Consider the following 26,875-nt stretch of genomic DNA (forward strand, 5'->3'; position numbering starts at 1 on the left):
TGAAGGGACACACCCGCAAGGTGGGTGGCCATTGGGTGGCTGCTTGTCGGGTTCGGGTTGGGTTTTTTCTTGCTCGCTGGCCTGGCGCCCTTTTGGTCCCCCGGCGCCGCGCTGGTGCTGCTCGTGGTGCTCATCGCCGGGATCGCCCAGTCGTGGGCGCGCGGGCTGAGCATCGACTGCGGGTGCTTCGGCGGCGGCGGCCAGGTGGCGGCGGGGCAGACCGAGTACCCGCAGGAGATCCTCCGCGACTCCGGCTTCGCGCTGCTGGCCGTGTGGCTGCTGGCGCGGCCGCGCACCTGGCTGTCGCTCGACGGCTGGCTCGCGCGAGGTCGCGGGAACTCCACCGAGCCCGGGAACGACTACTCGGGTATCGCGGAAGGGAACTGATACACAGTGGGTGGAGCTGAGCGGACCGCTCGGAAGCGTCGGCAGGCCGCGCAGGCGGGCGGAGCGAAGGCGGTGGCCCAGGCCAGGGGCACCACCGGCGACAAGCGGAAGTGGATCATCGGGATCTCCGCCGTGGTCGTCGTCGCGGCGCTCGTGATCGGCGGCGTGATCTGGACGATCTCGGACCGGAACAAGACCGAGGGCCAGGTCATCAACCCCGGCGAGACCACGAGCTCGCTGGCCGGGGACGTCACGCAGAAGCGCGACGGCGTCGTCGTCACCGTCGGCAAGGCGGGCGCGAAGGCCTCGATCGACGTCTACGCCGACTTCCTCTGCCCGATCTGCGGCCAGTTCGAGAAGACCTACAAGACCCAGATCGAGCAGGCCGTCAACGACGGCAAGCTGCAGGTGCGCTACCACATGGTGCCGCTGCTCAACGACCGCTCGAACCCGGCGGGCTACTCGCTCGACTCGGCGAACGCGGCGCTCGCCGCGGCCGACGCCGGCAAGTTCCTGCAGTTCCACGACGCGCTGTTCGCGAACCAGCCCGAAGAGGGCAAGCGCGGCTACGACAAGGCGCAGCTGATCAAGCTCGGCCAGGACGTCGGCATCACCGACCCGAGGTTCGCCCAGACCGTCAACGCGGGCACCTACGACCAGCAGATCGACGACGCCTTCCAGCAGATCGGGAACGACCCGAAGCTGGCGCAGGACTTCGGCAACGGGCAGCGCGGTTTCGGCACGCCGACGGTCACTTCGAACGGCTCGATCGTGTCGTGGCAGGACCCCGGGTGGCTCCAGAAGGTCACCGGCTGAGTCCGGGCAATTCGCCCACCCGGGCACGGACCGTGGTCTAGGCTGGTTCCCGCAGCAGGGGAACCGGGGGTGGCAGGCGCACGTCGCACCCTCGGTGACAGGGAGGGCCAGTGGACGGTTCGCATCAGGGGTTTCACGTCGACGACGGCGCGTACTCGCGGTACGCGCGGGAGGTCGACCCGCTCAGTGAAGACGTCAAAGGCGCGGCAGACAAGCACGTCGGCCCGCACGTGACGCTCGGCGGCCACGGCTTCTCGGAGATGGGCGGCGAGTCCGGCTTCTCCGGCGCCTACAGCGGCCGGATGCGCGGGCTGCAGGAGAAGATGCACCGCGTCGGCGGCGGCTGGCGGCAGGTCGGCGAAGCCGCCCGGCAGACCGACCGCAACTACTCGGCCGTCGAGGCCGAGCACGGCGACGTCGTCCGGCGGCTCGGCGGGGACCTCGGGGACCTCGCGTGACCGAGCACGCCGACCAGCTCGTCCGGCACGGCCTGGACGTGCCGAACCAGTTCGCGCAGAAGCTGCGCCACGACCCGGCTGCGATCGGCGGCGCGCGGGACGCGCACGTCGCGCTGCAGACGTCGGTGGGCAGGACCCGCGACGTCGCCTCCGACCAGCGTGTCAACCTCGCTTCGGCGACTTCGGGCTCGACGACCGACCGCGCGACCGCGACGTCGAAGAGCCTGGAGCAGGAGGTCCAGGACCTGCTCGACGAGAGCGCCGAGATCGAGAAGGCGGTCGCCGAGGCCGCCGAGACGCTGAACCTGGGCGAGATCAAGAACGACCAGGTCCGCGACCAGATCATCAAAGAGATCTCGGCGTCGATGAAGGCGCTGGCGGCGGTGAAGTCGATCCAGCCGCCGGAGAGCCGCGCGGCCGCGTCGCGCGACATCCTGATGAAGCTGCAGACCAAGATCAGCCAGCTCACCGGCCAGGCCGCGACCTTCAGCGAGCAGACGATCAACCAGCTCACCGACATCGGCACCCGGCTGGGCGGCGGCGAGCAGACGACGTCCTCGAGCAGCGCGGCGCCGACGAAGGTGGCGTCCTCCTTCAACTCCAACAGCGGCTACTCCGGCGGTGGGGACTCCGGAGGCGGCGGCGGTGGTGGGGGAGGCGGCGGTGGCGGGGGCGGTGGCTCCGTCTCGAAGCCGCGGCTGCCGGTCGCGATCCCGCCGCAGCCCGGCACGGGTGTGGGCATCAACCTGCCCGGCGGCAAGCAGGTCATGGCGCCGAACGAGACCGCGGCCAAGGCCGTGCGCGCGGCGCTTTCGCAGCTCGGCGTGCCGTACGTGTGGGGTGGCACCGCGCGCGGCCAGGGCCTCGACTGCAGCGGGCTGACCATGACGTCGTACCAGGACGCCGGCCTGCAGCTGCCGCGCACGGCGAAGCAGCAGACGGTCGGCGCCGAGGTGCCGTCGATCGACCAGCTGCTGCCCGGCGACCTCGTGGTGTGGTCCGGCCACGTGGCGATGGTGATCGGCGACGGCCAGATGGTCGAAGCCGGCGACCCGGTGCAGATCAGCAAGATCCGCACCACGAACGCGGGACAGCAGTTCATCGGCTTCTACCGGCCGACGGGGTAGCTTCACATCGTGGCTGAATTCGACGTGGATCTGGCGGTCGCCCGGGTCGCCGAGCAGGCGGAACGGGCCGGTTCGGATGCCGAGGCGCGTTTCGCTCGTTCGGGCCCGGTGGTGGGCAAGGCGTCGACGGACGCCATCGAGGTCCAGGTGGCGCCGGGCGGGCTGCTGACCGGGCTGACGATCCACCGGTCCGCGCTGCGGAACACCTCGGCGGTGCTCGCCGACCAGATCTTCGAGCTGGCCCAGCGTGCGACGCGCCGCGCGGGCGACAAGATGTACCACGCGCTGGCCCCGGTCGTGGACGCGTCGCAGCTGGAAGTCCTGGGCTACGAGCCGATCCCGGACGACGACCCGGACGCCGACACCTACTCGTACGGAAGGTGACCGTGGTGATCACGACCCGCCAGCTGATCGCCGAAGCCCGCGCCCGCGAAGAGGCGATGTCCCGAGTGGAGGAGCTGCTCGCCTCGGCCTCGGGCACGGCCCACGACCTCGACGGCCAGGTGGAGGTGACGGTCGACGCCCGCGGCAAGCTCCTGCGCCTGTGGCTGGCACCGTCGGCGGTGAACCTCGGCGAGCAACTCGGCCCGCTGGTGGTGGAGATCGCCCAGGCGGCCATGCGCGAGGCGACCCAGGACGGGTACAACAAGGTCGCCCTGCTGCTGGGCGAGGACATGACGTTCATGATCGAGCAGATGACGGGCATGCCGGCGCCGGCCAGGGCGGAGGACGACGACCCGGGGATGACGGTCGAGGAGTTCCAGCGGCAGCGGGAAGAACGGTTGGGTGGTGCTGGGGAAACGCCGGCTGCCTCGGCGTCGGCTTCGAGTGTCGAAGATGAAGACGCGTATTGGGATTCCTTCGACCCGGCGTCGTTGCGCTCGGACCGTTAGGCCAGCTGGGCGGTGGAGTTCGCCCCGTCCAGCGACTCCCGGATGATGTCCGCGTGCCCCGCGTGCTGCGCCGTCTCGTGGATCAGGTGCAGCACTATCCTCCTGGCCGACCAGAACTGGGGCTCCGGTGGGGACCACGGTGTCGTCGGCAGCTGCACCGAAACGTCCAGCGAAGGCAGCGACCGCACGTACTCGTCCGTCGAAGCGGCCGCGGCCGAGTACTCCGAAAGCCAGTACGACAGCGTCTCGCTCATCGAGTACTGCGCCGTGTCCAGCATGCCGTCCGGAAGGGAACCGTCGGCGGACTTCAGGACCTGTAGCCACATGCGCTCGCCCGTCGCCAAGTGGCGGATCAAGCCACCCAGCGTCAGCTCGCTCACCGTCGTCCGGCGGGACGCGTCCGCGTCCGAAATGTCCCGGGCCGGGATCAGCAGGCGCTTCCGGACCTCGGTCAGCATGTCCAGCAGGTCTTCGTGTTCGCGGGTCATGGGACGACTGTAGAGCCGAATTAGGTCAGGTACTGACCGCAGCCGCCAATCCCGCTGAGCGGAAACCGAGTTCGGTCAGAGGTCTGGACCAACGCCGAAAGCCTGTGTCTTAATTCAAGGCGTGAATTTCGGTCTCTCGACGAGGAGGACCCGGATGGGTCTCGGACGCAGACTGGGTATCGGCGCACTGGCACTGGGGTTGCTGGTGGCGTCGGAGACCCCCGCCCTCGCCGGGAACGGCCCGGCCTACAAGGATTCCTGGCGTCCGGTGAAGGTCCGGGTCGCCGACCTGATGTCCCGGATGAGCCTCGACGACAAGCTCGGCCAGATGATGCAGGCCGAACGCCTCGGGGTCACGAGCCCGGAGGACGTCACCACCGGACGGCTCGGCTCGCTGCTCTCCGGCGGCAGCTCGCAGCCGACGCCGAACACGCCCGTCACCTGGGCCGACATGTACGACGGCTTCCAGAAGGCCGCGCTCGCGACGCCGCTCGGCATCCCGCTCATCTACGGTGTCGACGCCGTCCACGGCCACAACGGCCTCTACGGCGCCACCGTCTTCCCGCACAACATCGGCCTCGGCGCGACGCGGGATCCGAACCTCGTGCAACGCATCGGCCGCGCCACCGCGGAAGAGGTCTCCGGCACCGGCATCGACTGGGACTTCGCGCCCTGCCTGTGCGTCGCCCGCAACGACCGCTGGGGCCGCACCTACGAGTCCTTCGGCGAGGTCCCGCAGCTGGCCACCGAGATGACGTCGATCATCACCGGCCTGCAGGGCCGGAGTCTCGACCAGCCCGGCTCGGTCCTGGCCACCGCCAAGCACTACGTCGGCGACGGCGGCACCACCGGCGGGGTCAACGAGGGCAACACCGAAATCAGCGAGAAAGAGCTGCGCCAGATCCACCTGCCGCCGTTCAAGGCCGCCGTCCAGCGCGGGGTCGGCTCGGTGATGATCTCCTACAGCAGCTGGAACAGCGTCAAGATGCACGCCGGCTCGTACCTGATCAACGACGTCCTCAAGAAGGAACTCGGCTTCAAGGGCATCGTCGTCTCGGACTACAACGGCGTCGACAAGATCGACGGCAAGACCGGGTTCACCCCGGAAGAGGTCGAGGCCTCCATCAACGCCGGCATCGACATGGTGATGGTGCCCTTCGAGTGGCAGAAGTTCATCAACACGCTGCGCACGCTGGTGCAAGAAGGCCGCGTGCCGATGTCGCGGATCGACGACGCCAACAAGCGCATCCTCACGAAGAAGTTCGAGCTCGGCCTTTTCGAGCACCCGCTCACCGACCGGCGGTTCCTGAGCACCATCGGCAGCAAGCAGCACCGCGACCTGGCGCGCCAGGCCGTCCGCGAGTCCCAGGTGCTGCTGAAGAACGACAACCACGTGCTGCCGCTTTCGAAGCGGGACAAGATCTTCGTGGCCGGCAAGAGCGCGGACGACATCGGCAACCAGTCCGGCGGCTGGACCGTCGGCTGGCAGGGCACCAGCGGCCCGGTCATCCCGGGCACCACGATCCTGCAGGGCATCAAGAGCAGCTCGTCGAAGGTGACCTACGCCAAGGACGGCGAAGGGATCGACAAGAGCTACGACGTCGCCGTCGCGGTGGTGGGGGAGACGCCGTACGCCGAAGGCAAGGGCGACCGTCCACAAGGGATGGGTCTCGACGCGACCGACCTCGCGACGCTGCAGAAGCTGAAGGACTCCGGGGTGCCGACGGTCGTCGTCCTGGTGTCCGGGCGGCCGCTCGACATCTCGGCGCAGCTGCCGGACTGGGCCGGGCTGGTCGAGTCGTGGCTGCCGGGCAGTGAAGGCCAGGGTGTCGCCGACGTCCTCTTCGGCGCCTACAACCCGTCCGGCAAGCTGCCGGTGACCTGGATGCGCAGCGCCGACGAGCAGCCGATCAACGTCGGTGACGGCAAGCCCGCGCTGTTCCCCTTCGGCTACGGCCTGCACTACTCGCGCCACTGGTGACCCTTTCCCCGCCCCCACCGGAAGGAACACGCATGCCGTCCAGAACCCGCCGCCCGTTGGTCCGGATATTGGCCTTCTTCGCCGCGCTGCTGGGGCTCAGCCTCGGCAGCCCGGCGGCCCCGGTCGCGCAGGCCGCGACGCCGTTCAAGGTCCTCGCCTTCTACAGCGGCACCTACGACGCCGCGCACATCAGCTTCGAGAAGGAGGCCAACGTCTGGTTCCCGCAGCAGGCGGCGGCCAACGGCTTCACCTACACCGCGACGAACAACTGGAACCAGCTCACCAGCATCACCCCGAGCCAGTACCAGGTCGTCATGTTCCTCGACGACCAGCCGCAGTCGCAGGCGCAGTTCCAGGGCTTCCAGCGGTACATGCAGGCCGGCGGCGCGTTCTACGGCTTCCACGTCACGGCCTACAACGACAGCTCGACGCCGTCGTACGCGAACTGGTTCCACAACGACTTCCTCGGCACCGGGCGCTTCACGTCCAACACGTGGGGCCCGACGCCGGAGACGTTGAAGATCGAGAACCGCACGCACCCGTCGACGGTGAACCTGCCGGCGACGATCAAGTCCTCGACGTCCGAGTGGTACGCCTGGCAGAACGACCTGCGCCAGAACAGCAACATCACCATCCTGGCGGCGATGGACCAGTCCACTTTCCCGATCGGCACCGACCCGAACCAGACCTGGTACAGCGGGTACTACCCGATTTCGTGGACGAACAAGAACTACAAGATGATCTACTCGAACTTCGGCCACAACGCGATGAACTACGACACGAACACCGCGCTGTCCTCGACGTTCGAGAGTGCCGGCCAGAACCGGTTCCTGCTCGACGGCCTCAAGTGGCTGGGTGGCGGCGGCACGACCACCCCGCCGCCGGACGGCACGATCGACCCGAGCGCCTGGTACGCCGTCACGAACAAGGCGTCCGGCAAGTGCATTGACGCAAAGGCCGCGGCCAGCGCCAACGGCACCGTGATCCAGCAGTACACCTGCAACGGCACCACGGCGCAGCAGTACCAGTTCGCCCCGACCAGCGGCGGGTACGACCGGATCAACAACCGGACCAACCCCGCGCAGGTCATCGACGTCGCGAACGTGGCCACGACCGACAACGCCGGCCTGCAGCTGTGGGCCTACAGCGGCGGGAACAACCAGCAGTGGCAGCCGGTGTCGGAAGGCAGTGGCTACTACCACTTCGCCGTCCGCCACACCGGCAAGTGCCTGACCGTGCCGGGATCGTCCACTGCGGACAGTGTCCAGCTGGTCCAGTCGACCTGCAACGGCAGCGCCGCTCAGTCGTTCAAGGTCGGCTAGCGCGCCGTCGTCCTGATCCGCACGACCAGGACGGCGAGCGTCAGGAGCAGCAGGGCGAACAGGGCGCCCGCGGAACGTGTGTTTTCGCGGGCGCCCCACGCCGTCCCGGCCGGCAGCACGACCAGCGACGTCGCCAGGTACGCCAGGTGCGTTCCGGGTTCCGCCGGGTGGTCGCCGACCGCGCTCGCGATCGCCTGCGCCAGCAGTGCGAGTTCGATCAGGACGGCGAGCGGGCGCCAGTTCGGCCAGCGGTAACGCCCGGCTGCCGTCACGACCAGGGCGGTGAGGCCGGACAGCAGGCAGACGACCGTCGTCGCGAAGGCCAGGGGCTCGATCACGCCCGGCGCGCTTTGCGGCGACGGCGTTTGGTGCCCATCCGGTAGAGCCAGGTCGAGACGCCGGTGAGCATCAGCGCCAGCGGAGCCAGGCCGAGGACGACCCAGACGAGCCGCCACCAGCCGTCGACCAGCCAGCCGAAGTGCGCGGCCTCGAAGACCTTGCTGTAGAAGCGGTTCGCCGCCGGCTCGGCCTTGGCGTCCACAGAGGACACGTGAGTCGCGTCGTGGCTGTCGACGTACACCGTGCGGTCGCCGCCGAAGAACGCGCGGGCGCCGTAGGGCTGGTAGCCGTCGTCCGCGATCGACACCGAGTAGTAGTCCGTGCCTTCGGCCGGCGGGACGAGGTAGCGGATCGTGCCGGGAGACGCCGCCAGCGCGGCCGACGACGCCTGGTCGATGCCGATCACGGGGGTGCCGGGCGCGGCCGGGTTCGCCGTGAAGCTGTACTTCGCTTCGTCCGGCGTCGAGCCGCCGGTGATCGCGAGCCAGGCGTTCTCCACCGGGGGCAGGTAGAACGCGGCGCCGGTGACACCCCACATCAGCACGAACGGGACCGACACGAGCCCGATCACGTTGTGCAGGTCGTAGTCGCGGGCGAACCGGCCCTTGCCGAGCCGGACGCGGAAGCCGTGCGAGAACTTCTTGAAGCCCGGCCACCAGACGACGATCCCGGTGATCGCCAGCAGGATCATCAGCAGCCCGAGCACCACGAGGACCAGCTCACCCCAGTTCGTCTCCGGGATCGGCGTCGGCGCGGCGAGCCAAGACACGTATCCCGGGTCGTCCGGGCAGGTGAACGCGCAGTCGTGGAGGTTGGTCAGCCAGCCCATGACACCGTCGGTGAGCTTCTGCGGCCCGGTGATCCGCCCGCTGCCGGGGTCGACCGCGTACGCCTCGGTGTAGTTCGGGTCGCCGACCGCGATGATCCCGCCGTCGTTGCTGACCCAGGCCGCGGAGAACTCCGGATGGGCCTGCTTGACGAGGTCCCGCGCCTGCTGCAGGCCGATCGGGTGGGCGCTCTCGGTGTGGGCGTAGAAGTCCGCGTGCGTCGCGCGGAAGTACTCGGCGCGGTACAGCAGGATCACGCCGGCCGTGGTCTCGAGGACCAGCAGCAGCCCGAGCACGAGCGACGTCCACCGGTGCGTGACGACCAGCGCGCGGCGTACGGGCTTGCGCCGGTACCAGCGCCGGACGGCGCGTTTCGGTGGAACGGCCCTGGTCAGGGTGGGTGCCTCGGCGGTCATGACGTCCCCCAGCTTCGTGAAGATCGGAGTGAGGTTAGCCTTGCTTAACCTTTGTTGTCTTCCGTCCTTCGGAGGATGTGCGGCGAGTCACCGCGGCACTAACATGAAGTTCCTTCATGAATGGGGGAGCGATGCGGCGCAGCTCAGTCCTCGTGGTCCTGACGGTGCTCGCGGGTCTCCTCGCGGGGACGTCGCCGGCGGTGGCCGTCACCCAGCCGTTCTTCTGGGGTGTCGCGACGTCGGGTTACCAAGCCGAGGGCTCGGCGCCCGACAGCAACTGGCGCCGCTACGAGCAGGCGAAGACGTCGTCGATCAAGGAGCCCTACCGCGAGGCCGTGGACTTCCGGCACAACTACGTGGCGGACATCGACCGCGCGAAGCAGCTCGGGGTGAACGTCTTCCGCTTCAGCGTCGAATGGGCTCGCATCGAGCCGCGTCCGGGCCAGATCGACCAGGCCGAGCTGGCGTACTACGACGACGTCGTCCGGCACGTCGTCGACGCCGGCATGCGGCCGATGATCACCCTCGACCACTGGGTCTACCCGGGCTGGGTCGCCGACCAGGGCGGCTGGGACAGTGACCGCACGGTTGACGCGTGGCTCGTCAACGCCCGTCGTGTCGTCGAGCGCTATCGCGGTCTGGGCGCGCTGTGGATCACGATCAACGAGCCGACCGTCTACCTGCAGAACGAGACGGCCAACGGCGGGCTCGCCGGGTGGAAGCTGCCGTGGGCGCAGGCCCGGCTGGTACGCGTCCACCGTGCCGCGTACGACCTCATTCACCAGCTGGATCCGGGCGCGCTCGTGTCCAGCAACACCGCGTATGTCCCGGCCGTGCAGGGTGTGCTCGACGCGTCGTTCCTCGACCAGGTGCGTGACAAGCTCGACTTCGCCGGGCTGGACTACTACTACGGCGCGAGCCTCGACAACCTCAGCGCGATCCACGCGGCGAGCGGCGAGTTCTGGAAGGTGACACCGCAGCCGGACGGGATCTACTACGCGCTGCGGTACTACGCGCGGAAGTTCCCGGGATTGCCGCTGTATGTCGTCGAAAACGGGATGCCGACGGATAACGGCAACGCGCGTCCGGACGGCTACACGCGCTCGGACCACCTGCGTGACCACATCTACTGGGTGCAGCGCGCGAAGGCCGACGGCATGAACGTCATCGGCTACAACTACTGGAGCCTCACCGACAACTACGAGTGGGGCAGTTACCAGCCGCGGTTCGGACTGTACACAGTGGACGCCGCCACCGATCCGTCGCTGACCCGGCGGCCGACCGACGCCGTCGCGGCGTACCGGCAGCTGATCGCGGGTCACGGCGTCCCGGGCGGGTACACGCCGGTGCGGCCGCCGGGCTTCTGCTCGGTCGTCGACGGCCTCGGCAGCTGCCTCGACCCGGCCCGCTACCCGGGTCCGTTGGCTCCGCTGGGCTGAATTTTGTGCCGCTGACCTGCAGTTCCGCGGTCCGCTCTTGATAAATACATGCCGGTCTGTATGTTTGTTGCATGACGAACAGGGTGTACGTCGTCGGCGTCGGGATGACGAAGTTCGAGAAGCCCGGGCGGCGCGAGAACTGGGACTACCCGCAGATGGCGCGCGAGTCCGGGACCAAGGCGCTCGACGACGCCGGGCTCGGGTACGACGCCGTCCAGCAGGCGTACGTCGGGTACGTCTACGGCGAGTCGACGTCCGGGCAGCGTGCCGTCTACGAGCTCGGGATGACCGGGATCCCGGTGGTGAACGTCAACAACAACTGCTCCACGGGCTCGACGGCGTTGTACCTGGCCGCGGAGGCGATCCGCGGCGGGCGCGCGGACTGCGTGCTGGCGTTGGGCTTCGAGAAGATGAAGCCCGGTTCGCTCGGTTCGACGTTCGACGACCGTGAGCAGCCGATGGGCAACCACATGCAGGCGCTCGCCGAGATCTCGGAAGTGCTGTTCCCGCCCGCGCCGTGGATGTTCGGCGCCGCCGGCCGCGAGCACATGAAGCAGTACGGCACGACCGCCGAGCACTTCGCGAAGATCGGCGAGAAGAACCACCGGCACTCGGTGAACAACCCGTATGCGCAGTTCCAGGACGTCTACTCGCTCGACGGCATCCTGGCGTCGCGGATGATCTACGACCCGCTGACCAAGCTGCAGTGCTCGCCGACGTCGGATGGTTCCGGCGCGGCCATTTTGGCCGGTGAGTCCTTTGTGGACGTCAACGGCCTGGCCGGTCGGGCCGTCGAGATCGTCGGACAGGCGATGACCACGGACTTCCGCAGCACCTTCGACGGCAGCGCGAAGAACATCGTCGGGTACGACATGACGCGTCAAGCGGCCACGCAGGTCTACGAGCAGGCCGGACTCGGCCCGGAAGACTTCCAGGTCGTCGAGCTGCACGACTGCTTCTCCGCCAACGAACTCCTGACGTACGAGGCGCTCGGGCTCTGTCGCGAAGGCGAAGGTGGCTCGCTCGTCGACGCCGGGGACACGACCTACGGCGGCCGGTGGGTCGTGAACCCGTCCGGCGGGCTCATTTCCAAGGGCCACCCGCTCGGCGCGACCGGGCTCGCCCAGTGCGCCGAGCTGACCTGGCAGCTGCGCGGGGACGCGGACGCGCGCCAGGTTTCGGGAGTTCAGGCCGCGTTGCAGCACAACATCGGACTCGGTGGCGCCGCCGTCGTCACCGCCTACCAGCGAGCTTAGGAGAGAACGTGGGTCAGATCAGCGCGTCCGTCGAGCTGCCCGCCGCGCCGGACAAGGTGTGGGCGGAGTTCTCCAACCCCAACAACTTCGAGAAGTGGCTGACCATCCACACCAAGTGGAAGGGTGACGTCCCGGCGGAGTTCTCGCAGGGTTCGCAGGTGTCCGAGGTTGTCACGATGCTCGGGATGGCGAACACGATCACGTGGACCGTCGACACCTATGACGCGCCTTCGCAGCTGGTCATTTCGGGCACCGGGATGGCCGGGGTGAAGATCAGCTTCTCGCTGTCGGTGGCGGCGGCCGGCGCGGGCTCGACGGCTTCGATCGACGCCGAGTTCACCGGCCAGATGATCGTCGGGGCGCTCGGCAAGGCCGTCGAGAAGGACGGGAAGAAGAACCTCGACGAGTCCCTCGAGAAGTTCAAGGCCCTGGTCGCATGAAGTTCGACCCCGCCGGCCTGGACAAGTGGACGTCGCCGGTCTCGTTCGACGTCACCCGCGCAGCGCTGGCCGAGTACGCGGCGGCGACCAACGACCCGATCCCGGCGCACCGCGCGGGGGACGTCGCGAGCCCGGTGTTCGCGATCGTGCCGGTGTTCCAGTCGCTGCTCGAACCGGCGCTGGAAGTCGTGCCGACGTCGTTGTTCGGGCGGGTGCTGCACGGTGAGCAGGACTTCCGGTTCCACCGCCCGATCCGGCCCGGTGATTCGCTGGTGTCGCGGGCGAAGATGACAGGCTTCGAAGGGCTGCCGAAGGGCACCCGGGCGACGGTCTACCTGGAATGCCGTACTGCTTCGGGCGAGTTGGTCAACGAGCAGTACGTGACCTTCTTCGTGCGCGGCTTCGACACCGGCTCGAAGGAGGGTTCGCTGGGGCCTTCGCACCGGTTCGACGAGGCTCTGCGGTCGTCGGCGCCGGTGGCGAAGGTCAGCCAGCACGTCGACGACGACCAGACGTACCGCTACGGCCCGGCCGCCGGCGACCCGATGCCGATCCACCTCGACGACGAGGTCGCGCGCGCCGCGGGACTGCCGGGGATCATCGCGCATGGGCTGTGCACGATGGCGTTCACGTCGTGGGCGGTGCTGACGGAGGTCGGCGCGTCGTCGGTCGAGCGGTTGCGGCGGCTGGCCGTGCGGTTCGCGTCACCGGTGCTGCCGGGGCAGGACCTCTCGACGTCGATCTGGTCCGCCGGCGAGGGGCGCTACGCCTTCGAAACCACGGTAGGAGACACACTCGTGATCAAAGACGGACTTGCGGAGCTGTGATGGGTGCACTCGACGGGCGCGTCGCGCTGATCACCGGCGCGGGCCGGGGGATCGGCCGCGAGCACGCGCTGCTGTTCGCGCGGGAGGGCGCTTCGGTGGTCGTCAACGACATCGAGCCGGACCCCGCGGTGGTCTCGGAGATCCGCTCGTCCGGCGGTTCGGCGGTGGCGAACACGTCGGACGTGGCGTCGTGGGCGGGCGCGGCGGAGCTGGTCGACCAGGCGGTGTCCGAGTTCGGCCGGCTGGACGTGGTGGTGAACAACGCGGGCATCCTGCGGGACGGTTTTGTCGCGGGCCTCACCGAGCAGCAATGGGACGAGGTGATCGCGGTCCACCTCAAGGGCCACGCGGCGGTCCTGCACCACGCGGCGGCGTACTGGAAGTCGGTTTCGAAGGCGGGTACACCGGTCGCGGCGTCGGTGATCAACACGGCATCGGCATCGGGGACGACGGTGCCGAACCCGGGCCAGCTCAACTACGGCGCGGCCAAGGCGGGCATCGCGGCGATGACCCTGGTGGCGGCGGCCGAGCTGGAGCGCTACGGGGTGCGGGTGAACGCGATCGCCCCGATCGCCCGGACCCGGCTGACGCTGGCGACTCCTGGGATGGGCGCGATCTTCGCGGCGCCGGTCGAGCCGGGCGAGTTCGATGCGTTCTCGCCGGCGAACATCTCGCCGTTGGTGGCTTACCTGGCTTCGTCGAAGTGTTCCCTGACGGGCAAGGTGTTCGCGGTCCAGGGCGGAGCGATCTCGGAACTCGGCGGCTGGCACGACGTGAAGGTGATCGAGACCGAGGGTCCGTGGGAGATCAACGACATCGCGGCGAGGCTGCCGTGATCCGGTTCGTTGTGAGCCTGGTCCGATCGCTGATCCAGAGTGATCGCGGGTAACGGCTTTGCGTCGCCGCACGGCTGTGTCATCGTTGTGGTAACGGTGAGGAGGGTCGGCCGTGGACTTCTCGACGGGGATCAGGACCGGGAAGCGGCAAAACCTGGTGCGGATCTCGTTCAGTGTTCTGCTTCGGGTGACTGACGACGATCGATACGTGCTTTTCGACTCGCCGAAGCGACCAGGCGCCTACGGACCGCCGGGCGGGGTCATCAAGATCCACTCGCCGGCTGTCCGGCTGCTCGAGTCTTGGGGATTCCGTCCGGACCGGGCGACAGCCGGGGCCGAGAAGATGAGGGGCGATCTCCGTGGAATGCTCCCGGCTCGCGCGTTGCGGCGCTTTCAAGCTTGGTTTTCGACCGGCGCATACCGGGAGACGGCGGAAGAATGCCTTCGCCGTGAGCTCGGGGAAGAACTGGTCGAAGTTGGCCTCAGCGAGCTACGACCGCTTGCGCGTTGGCTGAACTTCACCCCTGTGGGCACAGTTCTCGAGGGGCCTGCGGAGGTACCGGGGAAGGACTTCGTCCAGCTGCGGAGATTCGACATCCACGACGTCACGATGGTGACTTTCGATGCGATCCGGTTGCGGCGGGAGCTCATCAAGGCTGGTTACGACACCGAACGTACCGGAGTGATCTGCGCCAATTTCGACGATATCGCCCACGGTCGCTTGGACCGGGCGCTCATCGCACCCCACAGTGCCTTCCTCGCCGGCTCGGCCAGGCTCGCAGCAGACCTCCCGCCCGTCCGGTGAAAGGGAGTGAAGCCGTCGAGGTGGATCTCCGCGACCGAGGCCGTGGCCGGCTGGTGGGCGGAGTCCGTTTCGTCCCACCGCACATCACGTCCGTTCCGGAGGGCTTCACCGCCGTGCCACCTCGCGGGCATGCGTTCCTCGAGCTGCGCCAGCGGTTCGTTCTCGTGCTATCGGGGCCGAGCTCTTCGTTCGTGGCCGCGCATCTCGTCATGGGCTTCGCCAATGACGAGGTCAAGGCGTTCGAGGTATCCGGAGAAGCCACCACGCCAACCGAGCCGATGACGATCAGCGAACTGCCGGACGGCTGTGGCTGGCTGCTCGGCGATCCGCTCGGACACACGCCTGTTCCGTTGACCGCCGAAGCACGAGTGGTGCTGTGCGCCCCGGTGGATCTGGCAACACTCCACGGATTTGCGCGGCTGGACGTGACTGTGTTGACGGGGCGCGCTCGGTCCCGCCGAGTGCACGGTGGCTGTCTGCCGAGACTGTTCGAGGTACCGCCACCGGACGGTTGGTCAGCCGCCACCGAGCCGACGGCCGACGCGGTACGGCCGGTGAGCACTCGGCCGCCTGCCGTGCGGTTGTGCCTCGCAGTCGACACCGAGGCCTACAGCAGATTCAGTTCGATCGAAGCGGCCCGGTCCCAGCAGCGACTCGTCGAGGTGCTCGAACAGGCACGGAAGCAGGCCGGTCTGAACGAAGCCGACGTCGATCTCCAGCAGTCCGGCGACGGGCAGTTCTCCATCCTGCCGGCGGGAGTCGACGAGTCCATCGTTATCCCGCGTCTCGTCGCGGGCATCCGGACTGCCCTGGCGTCGACCAACGCGGATCTCAACGCGCATGCCAGGCTGCGACTTCGGGTGGCGTTGCACCGTGGGCACGTCGCCGCCGGGGTGAACGGATGGATCGGCGCGGCGACGATCGCCGTGCACCGGCTCCTGGACAGTTCACCGGTCCGCGCCGCACTCCGGCGACGTCGCGACGCGGACTTCGCGCTGATCGTGTCCGACGTCGTCTTCACCGACGTCATCGCGGATGGTTACGGGACGCTCGAGCCCGCCCACTTCGCAGCAGTCGAGGCCCGTCTGCCGGAGAAGAACTTCGCCGAGCGAGCTTGGGTGTACGTGCCGCCCGCCTGAACGCGTCATACCTTGCGCATCAGGACCGGTACGTCTCCGCCGCGCCCGTTGCTCTCGCCCGCCATCATTCCGGCCCGGGCGAATTCGAAAGCGCCCTCGATATCCCATCCGGCGGCCAGCGCCTGGTAGAACACGACGCTGAAGTCCATGGCCGACTGATCACCGATCCAGCTGCGCATCCCGATCACGTAGTTGATGTGCTCGGCCAACGCCCGCGCCAGCGCCTCGCTGTAGCACGCGTTCACGATGACGCACTCGACCGTGTCGGAGACTCTTGCGAAGAGGGCGGCCACGCCGGCTTTGGACAGCACTCGCTGTCCGCCACTATCGTCTTCGGCGATGAACCGGCCGTCTTCGGCTCCATGTCCGGACAGGTGCACAATGCGCGGAGTGAAGTCGAGGAGGGCCTGAGTCAGGTCCCTGGCACGCAGCGCCCCTTGGTCCTCCAGCACAAAACGGTCGCGTTCCCTGCCCTTTCGCAAGGCGTCCTTGATGTCCCGTAGTTCCTGCGCCAGCCCGATCCGCTGTTCGGTGGTCGGGTTCGCCGACAGGTAAAGAACCTGGACCCGATCCGGCTTCGTCGTCCGGCCGACCTGCACCGTGTACGTCTCTTTGGTCTCCGTTGGCCGTCCGAGCCCGTTAATGCACACTGCGGTGATGTGGACGGGAACCTCACGGCCCGATTCCCGGGTGTGCACGTGGAACGCGAACTCCTGCTTCTCACCCGGTCGCAGGTTGGCTACGTCGGCGACGAGACGATGGGGGTCCACGGTGAACGGCCCTTGCAAGCTCAGCCGGCCCGACCTGATGGGCGTGCGCCCGGTGTTCGTCACGTACCCGCGCATCGTCTGCCATTCATCGTGCGCGAGCACGGGAGTGGACAAGGTGATATCGAACGTCGGCAGCGGCTCCTCGGCCTCCTTCACTGCCGCGCCGACCTTCAAGTTCGCGCTGAAGTCCGAGACGCGAAACGACGCACCACGGTAGTCGCGGAAGGAGAAATTCGTGCTGGTCGCCTTCCAGTCGCCGGCTTGCAACGGCCGGACCCGGATGACCGAACTTCTGCTCTGACCGGCAGCCAGCCGGTCCACCTCCAGCACCTTTCCGCCCTGGATCGACGGGATCTGGGGCGGCAGCCGCAGTGTGAAAACGATGTTCGTGCAGGGCGTACTGCCGTCGTTCGTCAGGCGGACAGTGAGGTCGCCGGGCCTGCCGACATGCAATTCGCCCGAGACGAGTTCTGCCTTGATCACGGGCGCAGCCCCTCGAGCAGAGCCGCTCGCGAGTGGTGTGCGCGTTTGCAGCCGTCGCAGTGCACCGCGGACCGGTCGTGTGCCATCAGATCGCCGGGCTCGCCCAGCGCGAACGCCTCGTCCTGGCTGACGACCACCTGGTGGTTCTGGCACAACGGTTTACCACAGTGATGACAGACGGCGGTTATGATCACCTCTCCCTTCTCCTCTTCACGAGCGGTGCAGTCACTGCAACCCCAAGTCATTTCAGTCCTCCTCGTTCCACGGATCGTTCAGCCGGTCGAGTTCGGCGGCCTCCCGGTCGAGCTCGGCTTCGAACTCCCGGTACAGCTGCTCGGAGATCGCTCCCGACCTGACAGCGGCCCGATTTTCGTTCCGACGGCGCTGTAAGTCTTCGAACGCCGTTGGGCCTCTGGTCGGTTCCGGGGGAGCGGAACGTCGTCGGTGTGTTCCCGTCCGGCCGTTCAGGCTGGGCCGTGCCCGTTCTTTGAGCGTGTCGACGACGATCTCGTTCAGCCCGTACCAAACCGCCTTGATACGTTCTTCCATTCCGGTGCTCGTGAAGGCCCCCTTGACCGACAGCCGGACCTTGCTGTTGCCGGCTATGGCGTGGTGGTCCACACCATGCACCTCTTCGCCCGTCAGCCCGACGTAGAAGTCGACTGGGAAGACACCTTCGTAGAGGCGTCCGCCGATGTCCCACGCGCGGTTGAACGTGGCGTCGTGGTCGCCGCTGGGTGGGTGCCCAATGATCCATTTGACGTAGTACCCGCTCTTGCTCATGGCGTTCGTCAACGCGATGAGCGTGTCGTGATCCGGGATCACCTCGGGGAATTCACGGCTCTCCGGGCACTCGTCGGGACTGTCCTTCTTCAGATCCGGAACAACTCGAACGTCCTGGTAGCGCAAGCCGCTCAAGCTCAGCGAGAGATCGGCGGTCACCTCGGTCTTCACCACCACGTTCTTCTGCTGCTCATCCTCCCGCGGCTCACCCAGAGGATGGTGGAACCACACGTTCTTCAGACCGGAAAGTGCGTCGTCGAACGACACGGTCAGTGAGCCGGTGATCGTATCGGTCAGCTGAATCTTTTCCTCGAACCGCACCGCGAGGATGAGTCGGTGATTCTTGGTTTTGCCGAGCGACAGCTGCTTCCACTCGATCAGGCGGCCGCCGGTGACGGGATCCGCCTGAGCGCCGACCATCGGCCTCTCCGAAACGGACTCGACGTTGCCCCATGAGGCCGGAACATACAGGCGTAGCCGTTCGACCATGCGGGCCCTGACACTGGACTCTTCCGAAGGCCAGTTGCCTCGCCACTGGAGATCCAGTTGGAGCGCCCGCTGATCGGACTCGGGCACAAGAGACGGCGTCAACCACAGGGGGATCGCGTCGACGTCTTCGCCGGTAGTGAGCCGGTACTCCAGGTTGTGCTGCCACTTCGCCCCAGCCCTGCTTTCCGGCATGGCCAGGAAGGGATGGTGACGGACGATCCCTTCCAACGGCAGCACCGGAGACGTGCTGACCCGGTCGGTGAACTCGAGCCCGGCCCGGCCGAGCAAGACGGCGTATCCAGCCGAGAACGGGACGTCTTGCTCGGGACCGAGCTTGAACTTCGCACGGTAGTCACGAACCCGGTCCTGGTCCGACCGGCTGAACGTCATGGCCATTTCGATGCTGCCGGCTACCGGAGACACCGAACTCCGGTAGGTCCCCTGGTCATCGAGGGTGAGCCGTCCTTGCACCACCTCGCGGACCTCGACCGCGTCGATGCTCGGCACGACGGGAACCTTGGGCCGGTTGTCGAACGCCAGCTTCAACCTGCGCTGTTCTTCGAACCAACCAGCGGTTCCCGCCGCGGCGCCGAGGAGAATCAGGATCAACCCGGTGATCACGGAGGCGAACGCGACGAACACACCGAGGGCTGCGACCGCCCCGGCGGCGATGACGAACTTGATGATCGAAGGTTTCACCAGGTGGTCATGGCTCTTGCAGTGCCTAGGTGTTGCGCTCTGGAGCTCCATGCCGTCGAACTCGCTGGTGACCCTGGTCGTCGCTAGGTGTTCCCGGCACAACGGACGGCCGCAGTGATGGCAAAGCGCCACGATTTCCGCCGAGCCGCAGTGGTGGCAACGAGCCTGCGGCGCGCGAGTCCGGATCTTGATCGACATCTCGGGTGTCCTCTCGTGGCCGGTCAGTGGGAGGCGCGGGTCTGCGCGAAGCGATGCCGGATGGCGGCGTGCAGGGCGTTCATCTCGCGGGTGACGGCCTCGCTTGTCCGCGGGAGCGTGCCGTACATGAAGAGCCTGAGCTCACCGCTCCTGAATGTGGTCTTGTTCGTCTGCCCACCGCGTCGGACCTGCCGCTCGGTTTCGTGCCGAGTGCCTTCGACGAACAGCGTCAGAACCATTTTTTCCGGCCCCTCCGAGCGGGTCGCAATCAGCACCCACTGGCTCCGCTCCTCCGTGTCCAAGATCTTTTCCTTGGTCTGCACGTCAAAGCCCTTGGCGCGCAGCTCGTTGAAGATGTCGCCGATGCGGGCGTCCTGGGGGATCACCTCGTCGAAGAACAAGTGCTGGTGCGGTGTCAGCAAGCGCTTCGCGAACGCGTCGTCGAGGATGAGGTGAAAATCCGATCCCACCCAGCTGACTTCTTCGTGCTTGACCCTGTCGGTCTTGCGCCCGCTCCCATCGAACAACCTCGTGCGTGCGCCCGACAGCAGATGCGAGGGAATCTTCACCTCGACCCTGCCGTTCAGCTTCTCCTGCTGGTAGAGCTCACCGGGCTGCTGGATCAGGAGTGCCATCCGCGCACTCTCGAAAACCAGGTTTTGTTTGTCCCCCATGCGCTGAAGCGGGATGGACCGCCACTCGATGCTTCGTTCCACCGGGTTGTAGGTGATGGGCACGTCGTCCTCCTGCGGGAGGGCGAGAGTGAGCGCATGCAGCGAGGTGATCGTCGGCCAGTCGATCGAGATCCGATCGATCACGGGGTGCGGTCGCGTACGGTCCTTCTTGTGTTTCCACGGCAGCACCACCCGCACTTGGATGGTCAAGAGGAGGTACGATTGAAAGTTCGGCTGCAAGCTCAGTTTCGAGAGGTCCATCCCGGCCACCGTGGTCTCAGGCATCGGCCCGAGCTCCTCTATCGTGTCGGGGTCCAGGAGGTCCACGAGGACTTCGATGGGCATCAGCTCGAGGGTGTCCGGGCTGGGTGCGTACTCGTGGTTGATCACGCAGGCGTAGCGATCGCTGCTGAGCTCGGCGGGGTCGCCTGGGCTGCCTTCACCCGAGACCGGCACCCGAACCGGCAGCGCGCCATATGTGTCGTCCAGGCTGAGTCGCCGGCCCAGGTCGGTCTTTTGGTGTTCGTCGAATAGTACGTGTCCGATCAGTGCGCCTGAGGACTCAGCCGGTCCCCGGCCGCGCAATGCCGTTGTGACGTCGTCGCAGGCCTGACGGGTGAAGTGGTCGGCGCCGTCGAAAGGGACAACGATCTCGATCTCCCCGTCGGGGTCTCTGCTGGGAAGAATGGATGCGTTGCGGGAGATCTCCTGCTCGTAGTGGTAGCGCTCGGTCACCTTCACTTTCTCCGGGAAGGCCCGGGCGAAGATGTCGTCGGTCGGCGTCGAGCTCGCGCGACGCTGGCCGAGCCCGCTGACCGCGTCGCGCACCGACTGGAACCTGTCACGGGAGGTCGGCATTGAGGTCCCTTCCGCGCGATCCGCGCGTAACGGCTTCGCCAGGACGGAGGGCGCCCGAATGCGCGGATGTCCTTCGAACGGCGGTGGTGGGAGGATGACGGCACCCACTCTGTGACAGAAAGCGATCTCCGACCCCGTACTAGTACGGGATCTCGTCAGGAAATTCGCCGAACCGGCGAAGACTGCTTTGGTCCGTGACGGAAACTCGCCGGTAGCTACGATCGAGTGCGCCCGCCTCTTCGAGGAGCTTGAACGCCTTCTCCACGGAGCTCAGTCCCGTCCCGGCGAGCGAGGCGATGTCCTTCTGGGACAACGGGATATCGACCCGGCTGGTCGTGTCGGTGCCGCCCCAGCGCTGGGTGACCTCCAGCAGCGTACGGGCGACTCGAACCGGTGCTGGGCACACCATGAAGTCGATGCCCCTACGGTCGGAGCCGCGGAGCCGTTCGCTCAGGACTCTGGCCACGGCCAGTGCGGCTTCAGGGTTGCGTTCCAGGAAGTCGTTCAGGTCCGGACCGTGGATGACCCTGCTCCGGACCGGAACGCACGCGATGACGTGAGCCGACCGTGGACGCCGCTCGAGCGTGGCCATTTCGCCGAGCAGATCGCCCGGCCCGCGGACCGCGATGACAACATCGCGGCCCCGTTCGGTGTCGACGACGATCTTCACCAGGCCCTTGAGAACGAGCACGGTGTGCCATGCCGAGTCCCCTTGCCGGATGATGCGCTGATGGGCGTCGTAGGACGCGGGCGCGCCGAGGCGAAGCAGCGCTTGCCGGGATCGGCTGCTGAGCCTGGCGAGCAGGGAGTGTTGTGGCCATTCGTCGACCGTCACGGCCCGAACTGTGCCTGCCCCCGTCCGGAGGAACCCCGTGCTGCCACGGGATTCCGCGTTCCGGGCGCGCTCAGGGGCGGAAGCCGGCGGCGACGCGCAGTGCGGGCAGGTCGATGATCGTCATGCGTCGGTAGCCGGTGTCGAGCACTCGCTTGCGGCGCAGCTCGGTCAAGGATTTGTGCACGGTGGGCTCGGCGGCGCCGATCAACTCGGCGAGTTCGGGCTGGGTGAGGGGGAAGCCGATCTCCCAACCACCCGCGGTAAGCGCCCCGAAGGACGTCACGAGGGCGACCAAGATGCGAGCCAGACGAACGGGCACGTCGTACCCGCTGAAGTCGATGCGTCGCTCGGTGGACCACCGCAGCTTGGCCGCGACCATCTGGTTGACCGCCATTCCCGCTTCCGGGTGGTCGAGGAGGAAGCGGCGGAATTCAGCCCGGCTCATCACACGCGTGTGCAACTCGCCCACCGCCGTGACGGTGGCCGAACGCGGGCGGCCGTCCAGCCCAGCGAGCTCTCCCACGAGCTCACCGGCGCCGCGGACGGCGAGGAGCGCACGCCCACCCTCGGCGGTGGTGGCGGTCACCTTGGCGCAGCCGGCCAGCAACAGGACGACGAAGGTTGTCGATTCACCTTCGCGCACGAGCACATCACCCCGTTGGAAGACGCGTGCGGCGCCGAGCTGTACCAGGGCGGACGTGCTGGAAGGTGACAACTCGGCGAAGATTCCCCTGGCACGCGGCAGCTGAACTGGGACGGCAGTCACCGACGCTCTCACCTCTTCCGGTCCCGAGTGCTCTTATCACCCCTCAAGCTCGTTCGGAAATGCGTCCTTGTTACAACCCATTCGGCCCAATTGCCGTTACCGTGGCAATATTGCGCCGTTCCTGATCTCCGCTTGGGTGATCAATTCTTGCAGCAATGACCGGCGGCCGGGCGCTACTCCGGGCTCGTTGAGCAGGGCAAGCAGCCGGACCGCGACGGCCGCCGGCTCTCGGAGGCCGGCGGGTGTGCACGGTCCCGGGAGCCAAGATGTGACCGCTTCGCGGGACGCGGTGTCCAGCGGCCCGTCGTCGCCCGGCGCGGCGAGCAGCAGCGGTTCCCAGTCGCCGAGGCGAGCGAGGCCCACCAGCCGTCCGGTCTCGACGCTGGGATGCAGGGTGGTCGTGTCGAGTGTGGTCAGCAGGTGGTGAGCGTCACCAGGGGCGCCGCATCTCGCGGCGAGGCTGGCCAAAGCGACGAGCACGCGGGCCAAAGGAGCGATTTCAACGATTCCGTAACGGCCGCTTGAAACTGTCTCGACCGCTGTCGCGAATTCGTGGTTCCGCACGATTCGGAGGACAAGGGGGAGTTCTTCGGTAAGTCCGGCGGCCGCGATGGCCAGAGCTCGGTCACCGATGTCACACCCGTTTTCTGCGAGCACGAAATCGCGTGCGGTCGCGGACAACCGGAGCTCCTCAGGACCGCGGCCGTCCAGCGGGAGCGCGTACCGCGTCAACTCTTCGACCGCGACCTCGACGCGGTCGGCCAGGAGAGTGTCCAGTTCTGCGGGACTGGGACTCGTGTGGGCGAGCATCGTCACCCACGACCAGTGGTGGCGGGCGTCGGTGCTCCGGTCTCGGAGGACCCTCGCGGCACGCCGGGTGACGGCGAAGCCGCGTTGGCGATCGTGACGCACGACAGCGTGCCCCAGCGCTGCGAGACCTTCGATCCGGTCGGCCAGCACCACCGGTGCGAGGTCGGCGATCAGGTCCACCGTGTGGTCGACCGCGGCCGGCGAAGACGCTGCCGCGGCGGCGATGAGCAGTACTGGCAACGGCGACTCCTTCCGCGCCGAGAGGACCAAGGCGTCTCGCTCCTCCGCGGTCGAGGCCTGAGAGAGGATCCGATGTGCCACCGCCGTGATATCTGGCTCATCCGAGCCCACGGGGAGGTGGTCGTCTGTGAGGAGGTCCCGAACGGAGCCCGCGATCCCGTAATCGAACCTCCGGCGTAACAGTTCAGGTCCGGAGTCGAGCTGCCGAAGCAGGCGTACCCGCAGTTCGTTGGCCTCTCGGACGGCCACGGAGGCGCTGAGCTCCGCCAGCCGTGTTTCCACTTGTTCGAGTCGCTTCGAAGCCAACGTCGTGCTGAGCTCGGCCACACGAGGCGGCACCAGGACGCGGAGCTGGTGCAGTGCGTCAGCGGCAGCGGCGGCGGCCCAGGGGTCGCCGCCGCGCAGCAGATCGGCCAAAGTCACCTCGAGTCCGCGGATGCCCTTGTCGCGGATCAGCCCCATGGCTTCGATCTGCACGCCGGCCGGTTGAGACTCCAGCAGCACGGAACCGAGGAGTTCGCGGACCCACGGCTCGCTTCGGCGCTGAGCGTCTTCCGACAGGTGATCGTCCAGTGCCTTCAGGATCTGTCTTTGCGTGGGCTCCTGAGAGGCTTGGTCCACCAGCGCTCGCCCGAGCGCCGCCCGGCCTGCTCGAGTATTGCTGGCCAGCAGGGCTGTTGCCACTGCCCGGTGCGTGTGGTCCCCGGCGGCGGGGTCGAGCAAAAGTGCGGCCCAGGTGCTCAGATGATCGGCTGCCAGCGCCGGCCGAAACGACAGCAGGCGGGCCGCGAACAGCGGGTCCGCCACGCCGACCGCCTTGGCCATGATCGTGATCACCTGGTCGGAGGTGCTGGGCAGGCTCGCCGCGAGCAGGCAGATGTCGCGCCAAGCGAACCGTCGAACGCGCTCCTGGATGAATTCGTCAGGGGCGCTCAAAGCCTTGGCTGCGAAGAAGTCGCGGGCGGCCAGAAAGGCGAACCGTACGCCCTCGCCGTCGGCCACCAAGGTACCGCGCTCGAGGAGGACGCTGACGTCGAAGCCAGGCTGGACGGGTGCGCTCGTGCCGACGTCCGCCGCGGCGAGCGAGGCGAGCGCCGACACGGCGTCCGTGGTGAGGTCGCTGGTGAAGTACTTCTCGTAGGCATCGCGGGGCGACAGAACGGCATCCGTCTCCAACGCGGCCTGGGCAACTGCCGCGACGAAGCCCGGTAATACTCCCTCGTCTGTTTGGTGTATCCCGGCAACCTCCTTGATCAACCGCGCTTTCACCGATCGCGGTAGCGGGAGGACGCTCAAGAACCGGTGAACATCGCGATCACTCCAGGGACGCAGCCGGTGTTCCGGAAGTGCGAAAGCTCCGGCGGCCCAGCCGTCATCGCGGACCGCAACTGTGAGCCGGATCCTGGGAAATCGATCGAGGAGCCCTTTCGTCCACGTGGCGACTTTCGTGCGATCGCCCATGGGCAGGTCGTCCAGACCGTCGACCAGGATGTGGGCGGCGCCGAGCACAAGTGCCTCGCGCGACGCCGGCAGCGGGATCTCAGCCGGGTCGGCCACCAGCTCGGTAGCGTTCACGAGGAACGGCATCTGCAGCGGTCCGGCAGGTGTGCCGGGCTCGGCGATGTCGAGTGCGTCCCGATAGGCGAGCTCCCGCAGCAGGCGTGACTTTCCAGCACCCGAGCCGCCGGTCACGACTCCCGACCACTCGTGCTCGGCGGCGTGCGACTCCACGTACGTCCCGTGTTCGCGGGACAGCGTTACCACCAGCTCACGCGCTTGCTCGACGTGATGGGTGCGGGCGAAACGGTCCCGCAGCTGGTCGAGCCCAGGCACCGAGGTGACCGACTGCCGGTCCAAAGCAGCCGTCAGCGCCGTGACCACCGCGACCGCGTCGGGCTGGTTCAAGTTCACGAGCGGCGAAAGCTGGCACAGCAGTTCCGGCAGCTCGGTCCAGTGCGCGAAAGGGTTCTCCGTGGCGAGCCATTCGGTCGCCACAGCTGCGGCGGCGTGCACCGCGCGCAGTGCGTGGGGAGGATGTGTCGCCCACTTGACCGTGCGATAGGCGGAAAAGTGCAACTGGGCGAGGTAGTCGAACCAAGCGTCGTCGCCGGGGTGGCTGAGCTGGGACTGGACCCGTATCTCGCGGAGCACGTCGAACGCCGTGAGAGCGGCGCCGTCGAAGAAACCAGAGAAGACCTCGTCAAGCTCGGCGGTGTCGTCGGCCAGAGGTCTTGTCCTGGTTGCCACGGCGAGGAACCGTTGCACTCGAACCAGGTCCGCATAGGGAATCGTCGCGAAAACGTCGCGAAGCAGGCTGATCTCAAGCCATGCGGCGTCCGACAGCAGCGGCCGGTCTTCGGCGGTCCGAGCGAAGTCGATCACGATCGGCTGATGTTCGACACACATGACGTTGCGTGCGTTCAGGTCCCCGTGGACAACGCTCCGCACCCGGCCGAAGCGCGGATCGGTCAGCACGGTTCGAAGGCCGTCGGCGGGGTCGGCCGTCCGCACGCCGTCGGCGACGACCTCGCCGTTGGACCGCTTGACGTTCGAGAAGTCGCCGTCGAGCTTCGCGCGGTGGTCGGTGAACCGGCTCAGCAGCACGCGCCCGGCGAACACGGTGCCGGAGGGCTCGCCGGCGACTTCGACCCGGATTTCCGCGTTGCTGGTACTCGCGATGCGAAGCTCCTGGCCGATTTCGAACGCAGTGGGGCCGAGGGAGGCGTCGAGGACGTCTTCCGGATAGGTCGTGTCTGCCTGCACTGGCGCCGCACCGAGTACAACATCGGGTCCGAGCAGCGGATTGAGATCTCGCAGGCTTCGAGCTGCTCGGACGATCTGCCGGTCGTGGAACGGGGTCGCGAGCTTGGTGAACAAGCGGACGATGGTCAGCCTCACCTCTTCGACGGGTACCTCGCCGTCGAGTGCGGCGCAGACCAGGTCTTCCAGGGTGGGAGAAGGCGTACGTCGCACGCCCGCGTAGTCGGCAACGTGCATATAGGCGACCGCTTCGACCTCTCCCGTGCGCTCGGCAGGATTGATCACACCGGGCGTCGTTTCCAGAATGGGCGCGCAGGCAGCAGTCGGGTACTTTCCCAGCAACTCTTGAAAATTCGCATACTCGGTGGCCAGCTCCGTTGCGGAGCCAACCTTGACGACCCGTTTCCGGTATTCGGCACCCGCCCGCAGGGCGACTTCGACGACGACTGAGTCGCTACGGCCGCCTTCGAGGACCCGGATGACCTCGATGTTTTCGACCCGGCCGTGCCAGCCGTTCTCGGAGTCGCCGATCCGCTGCAGTGCGTACCTGACCAGGGCGTTTCGTTCGGGCGGCAATTCACCGTCGGTGGTGATAATTTCGACGTGGGCCACCTGAACCTCCCCGGCGAGGTGTCCATGCGTACGTTGCCACCTTACCGACGCCGATGCTCGGCGGAAAGGGCGGAGCTTGCCGTGCCCGAGAAAGTCAGTGCG

24 protein-coding genes and 1 pseudogene are annotated in these 26,875 nt (G+C 67.3%); 15 read left to right on the plus strand and 10 right to left on the minus strand.

Annotated elements, in window-relative coordinates; genetic code table 11:
• Positions 1-24 precede the first annotated feature (24 nt).
• The 6 genes and pseudogenes from ACZ63J_RS33885 to ACZ63J_RS33910 form a co-directional block, all read left to right on the plus strand.
• Positions 25-387 (plus strand): annotated as a pseudogene (locus ACZ63J_RS33885) (MauE/DoxX family redox-associated membrane protein); the annotation flags it as partial.
• A gap of 72 nt (positions 388-459) precedes the next feature.
• Positions 460-1,203, plus strand: coding sequence for a DsbA family protein (locus ACZ63J_RS33890; protein ID WP_465398831.1), 744 nt, complete (start codon positions 460-462; stop codon positions 1,201-1,203).
• Between the two features lie 110 nt (positions 1,204-1,313).
• Positions 1,314-1,661 (plus strand): hypothetical protein, encoded by a 348-nt coding sequence (locus ACZ63J_RS33895; RefSeq protein WP_465398832.1) that lies wholly within the window; start codon positions 1,314-1,316, stop codon positions 1,659-1,661.
• Positions 1,658-2,788 carry a C40 family peptidase gene (locus ACZ63J_RS33900; RefSeq protein WP_465398833.1) on the plus strand — a complete coding sequence of 377 codons (1,131 nt, stop codon included), beginning with the start codon at positions 1,658-1,660 and terminating at the stop codon, positions 2,786-2,788. The genes ACZ63J_RS33895 and ACZ63J_RS33900 overlap by 4 nt, the downstream gene beginning before the upstream one ends.
• A 9-nt stretch (positions 2,789-2,797) precedes the next feature.
• The gene (locus ACZ63J_RS33905) at positions 2,798-3,172 is read left to right on the plus strand and encodes a YbaB/EbfC family DNA-binding protein (RefSeq protein WP_465311689.1); all 375 of its coding nucleotides are present in this window, start codon (positions 2,798-2,800) and stop codon (positions 3,170-3,172) included.
• 5 nt (positions 3,173-3,177) lie between these two features.
• Positions 3,178-3,681 (plus strand): YbaB/EbfC family nucleoid-associated protein, encoded by a 504-nt coding sequence (locus ACZ63J_RS33910; protein WP_465398834.1) that lies wholly within the window; start codon positions 3,178-3,180, stop codon positions 3,679-3,681.
• Here ACZ63J_RS33910 and ACZ63J_RS33915 read toward each other — a convergent pair.
• Positions 3,678-4,169, minus strand: coding sequence for a DinB family protein (locus tag ACZ63J_RS33915; RefSeq protein WP_465398835.1), 492 nt, complete (start codon positions 4,167-4,169; stop codon positions 3,678-3,680). The two genes, ACZ63J_RS33910 and ACZ63J_RS33915, sit on opposite strands and share 4 nt — an antisense overlap.
• A 154-nt stretch (positions 4,170-4,323) precedes the next feature.
• Here ACZ63J_RS33915 and ACZ63J_RS33920 point away from each other — a divergent pair, with 154 nt between their 5' ends.
• Together ACZ63J_RS33920 and ACZ63J_RS33925 are read left to right on the plus strand one after the other, a co-directional pair.
• Positions 4,324-6,150: a glycoside hydrolase family 3 protein gene (locus ACZ63J_RS33920; RefSeq protein ID WP_465398836.1), complete on the plus strand. Its 1,827-nt coding sequence runs from the start codon at positions 4,324-4,326 to the stop codon at positions 6,148-6,150.
• Positions 6,151-6,182: 32 nt separating this feature from the next.
• Entirely contained in the window at positions 6,183-7,472 is a 1,290-nt protein-coding gene (locus ACZ63J_RS33925) for a ThuA domain-containing protein (protein WP_465398837.1), read from the plus strand.
• Here the strand turns inward: ACZ63J_RS33925 and ACZ63J_RS33930 are convergent.
• Together ACZ63J_RS33930 and ACZ63J_RS33935 are read right to left on the minus strand one after the other, a co-directional pair.
• Positions 7,469-7,810 carry a hypothetical protein gene (locus ACZ63J_RS33930; RefSeq protein ID WP_465338523.1) on the minus strand — a complete coding sequence of 114 codons (342 nt, stop codon included), beginning with the start codon at positions 7,808-7,810 and terminating at the stop codon, positions 7,469-7,471. The two genes, ACZ63J_RS33925 and ACZ63J_RS33930, sit on opposite strands and share 4 nt — an antisense overlap.
• A complete protein-coding gene (locus ACZ63J_RS33935; RefSeq protein WP_465398838.1) occupies positions 7,807-9,054 on the minus strand; it encodes a PepSY-associated TM helix domain-containing protein in 1,248 nt (415 codons plus the stop codon). Before ACZ63J_RS33935 ends, ACZ63J_RS33930 begins: the two co-directional genes overlap by 4 nt.
• A 131-nt stretch (positions 9,055-9,185) precedes the next feature.
• On the opposite strand from ACZ63J_RS33935, the gene ACZ63J_RS33940 reads away from it, so the two are divergent.
• From ACZ63J_RS33940 to ACZ63J_RS33970, 7 genes are all read left to right on the plus strand, one after another.
• Entirely contained in the window at positions 9,186-10,493 is a 1,308-nt protein-coding gene (locus tag ACZ63J_RS33940; protein WP_465398839.1) for a family 1 glycosylhydrolase, read from the plus strand.
• 71 nt (positions 10,494-10,564) lie between these two features.
• Positions 10,565-11,749 (plus strand): lipid-transfer protein, encoded by a 1,185-nt coding sequence (locus ACZ63J_RS33945; RefSeq protein WP_465398840.1) that lies wholly within the window; start codon positions 10,565-10,567, stop codon positions 11,747-11,749.
• Positions 11,750-11,757: 8 nt separating this feature from the next.
• On the plus strand, positions 11,758-12,189 hold the full coding sequence (locus tag ACZ63J_RS33950) for a type II toxin-antitoxin system Rv0910 family toxin (RefSeq protein ID WP_465311679.1): 432 nt from the start codon (positions 11,758-11,760) through the stop codon (positions 12,187-12,189).
• Entirely contained in the window at positions 12,186-13,016 is an 831-nt protein-coding gene (locus ACZ63J_RS33955) for a MaoC/PaaZ C-terminal domain-containing protein (protein WP_465398841.1), read from the plus strand. The genes ACZ63J_RS33950 and ACZ63J_RS33955 overlap by 4 nt, the downstream gene beginning before the upstream one ends.
• Positions 13,016-13,852, plus strand: coding sequence for an SDR family oxidoreductase (locus ACZ63J_RS33960; protein ID WP_465398842.1), 837 nt, complete (start codon positions 13,016-13,018; stop codon positions 13,850-13,852). Before ACZ63J_RS33955 ends, ACZ63J_RS33960 begins: the two co-directional genes overlap by 1 nt.
• A 112-nt stretch (positions 13,853-13,964) precedes the next feature.
• Complete coding sequence (locus ACZ63J_RS33965) at positions 13,965-14,657, plus strand: SMODS-associated NUDIX domain-containing protein (RefSeq protein ID WP_465398843.1); 693 nt, start codon at positions 13,965-13,967, stop codon at positions 14,655-14,657.
• Between the two features lie 20 nt (positions 14,658-14,677).
• Positions 14,678-15,796 carry a hypothetical protein gene (locus tag ACZ63J_RS33970; protein ID WP_465398844.1) on the plus strand — a complete coding sequence of 373 codons (1,119 nt, stop codon included), beginning with the start codon at positions 14,678-14,680 and terminating at the stop codon, positions 15,794-15,796.
• A 5-nt stretch (positions 15,797-15,801) separates the two neighbouring features.
• Here ACZ63J_RS33970 and ACZ63J_RS33975 read toward each other — a convergent pair whose 3' ends face one another.
• The 7 genes from ACZ63J_RS33975 to ACZ63J_RS34005 form a co-directional block, all read right to left on the minus strand.
• Complete coding sequence (locus ACZ63J_RS33975) at positions 15,802-17,049, minus strand: CHAT domain-containing protein (protein ID WP_465398845.1); 1,248 nt, start codon at positions 17,047-17,049, stop codon at positions 15,802-15,804.
• Positions 17,046-17,204 carry a hypothetical protein gene (locus ACZ63J_RS33980; RefSeq protein WP_465398846.1) on the minus strand — a complete coding sequence of 53 codons (159 nt, stop codon included), beginning with the start codon at positions 17,202-17,204 and terminating at the stop codon, positions 17,046-17,048. Before ACZ63J_RS33980 ends, ACZ63J_RS33975 begins: the two co-directional genes overlap by 4 nt.
• Before the next feature lie 91 nt (positions 17,205-17,295).
• Positions 17,296-19,218 carry a hypothetical protein gene (locus ACZ63J_RS33985; RefSeq protein ID WP_465398847.1) on the minus strand — a complete coding sequence of 641 codons (1,923 nt, stop codon included), beginning with the start codon at positions 19,216-19,218 and terminating at the stop codon, positions 17,296-17,298.
• Between the two features lie 23 nt (positions 19,219-19,241).
• Positions 19,242-20,720 carry a hypothetical protein gene (locus ACZ63J_RS33990; RefSeq protein ID WP_465398848.1) on the minus strand — a complete coding sequence of 493 codons (1,479 nt, stop codon included), beginning with the start codon at positions 20,718-20,720 and terminating at the stop codon, positions 19,242-19,244.
• A 169-nt stretch (positions 20,721-20,889) separates the two neighbouring features.
• Entirely contained in the window at positions 20,890-21,585 is a 696-nt protein-coding gene (locus tag ACZ63J_RS33995; protein WP_465398849.1) for a Crp/Fnr family transcriptional regulator, read from the minus strand.
• A 70-nt stretch (positions 21,586-21,655) separates the two neighbouring features.
• Positions 21,656-22,351, minus strand: a complete 696-nt coding sequence (locus ACZ63J_RS34000) for a Crp/Fnr family transcriptional regulator (protein WP_465398850.1) — start codon at positions 22,349-22,351, stop codon at positions 21,656-21,658.
• Between the two features lie 96 nt (positions 22,352-22,447).
• Entirely contained in the window at positions 22,448-26,773 is a 4,326-nt protein-coding gene (locus ACZ63J_RS34005; RefSeq protein WP_465439736.1) for a hypothetical protein, read from the minus strand.
• Positions 26,774-26,875 lie beyond the last annotated feature (102 nt).

The sequence above is a fragment of the Amycolatopsis sp. NPDC104863 genome, assembly GCF_055582965.1.

Coding starts and splice junctions, on each gene's coding strand:
- ACZ63J_RS33915 (WP_465398835.1), bottom strand. CDS start 4,169: ATGACCCGCGAACACGAAGACCTGCTGGACATGCTGACCGAGGTCCGG.
- ACZ63J_RS33925 (WP_465398837.1), top strand. CDS start 6,183: ATGCCGTCCAGAACCCGCCGCCCGTTGGTCCGGATATTGGCCTTCTTC.
- ACZ63J_RS33960 (WP_465398842.1), top strand. CDS start 13,016: ATGGGTGCACTCGACGGGCGCGTCGCGCTGATCACCGGCGCGGGCCGG.
- ACZ63J_RS33945 (WP_465398840.1), top strand. CDS start 10,565: ATGACGAACAGGGTGTACGTCGTCGGCGTCGGGATGACGAAGTTCGAG.
- ACZ63J_RS33935 (WP_465398838.1), bottom strand. CDS start 9,054: ATGACCGCCGAGGCACCCACCCTGACCAGGGCCGTTCCACCGAAACGC.
- ACZ63J_RS33920 (WP_465398836.1), top strand. CDS start 4,324: ATGGGTCTCGGACGCAGACTGGGTATCGGCGCACTGGCACTGGGGTTG.
- ACZ63J_RS33955 (WP_465398841.1), top strand. CDS start 12,186: ATGAAGTTCGACCCCGCCGGCCTGGACAAGTGGACGTCGCCGGTCTCG.
- ACZ63J_RS33985 (WP_465398847.1), bottom strand. CDS start 19,218: ATGTCGATCAAGATCCGGACTCGCGCGCCGCAGGCTCGTTGCCACCAC.
- ACZ63J_RS33940 (WP_465398839.1), top strand. CDS start 9,186: ATGCGGCGCAGCTCAGTCCTCGTGGTCCTGACGGTGCTCGCGGGTCTC.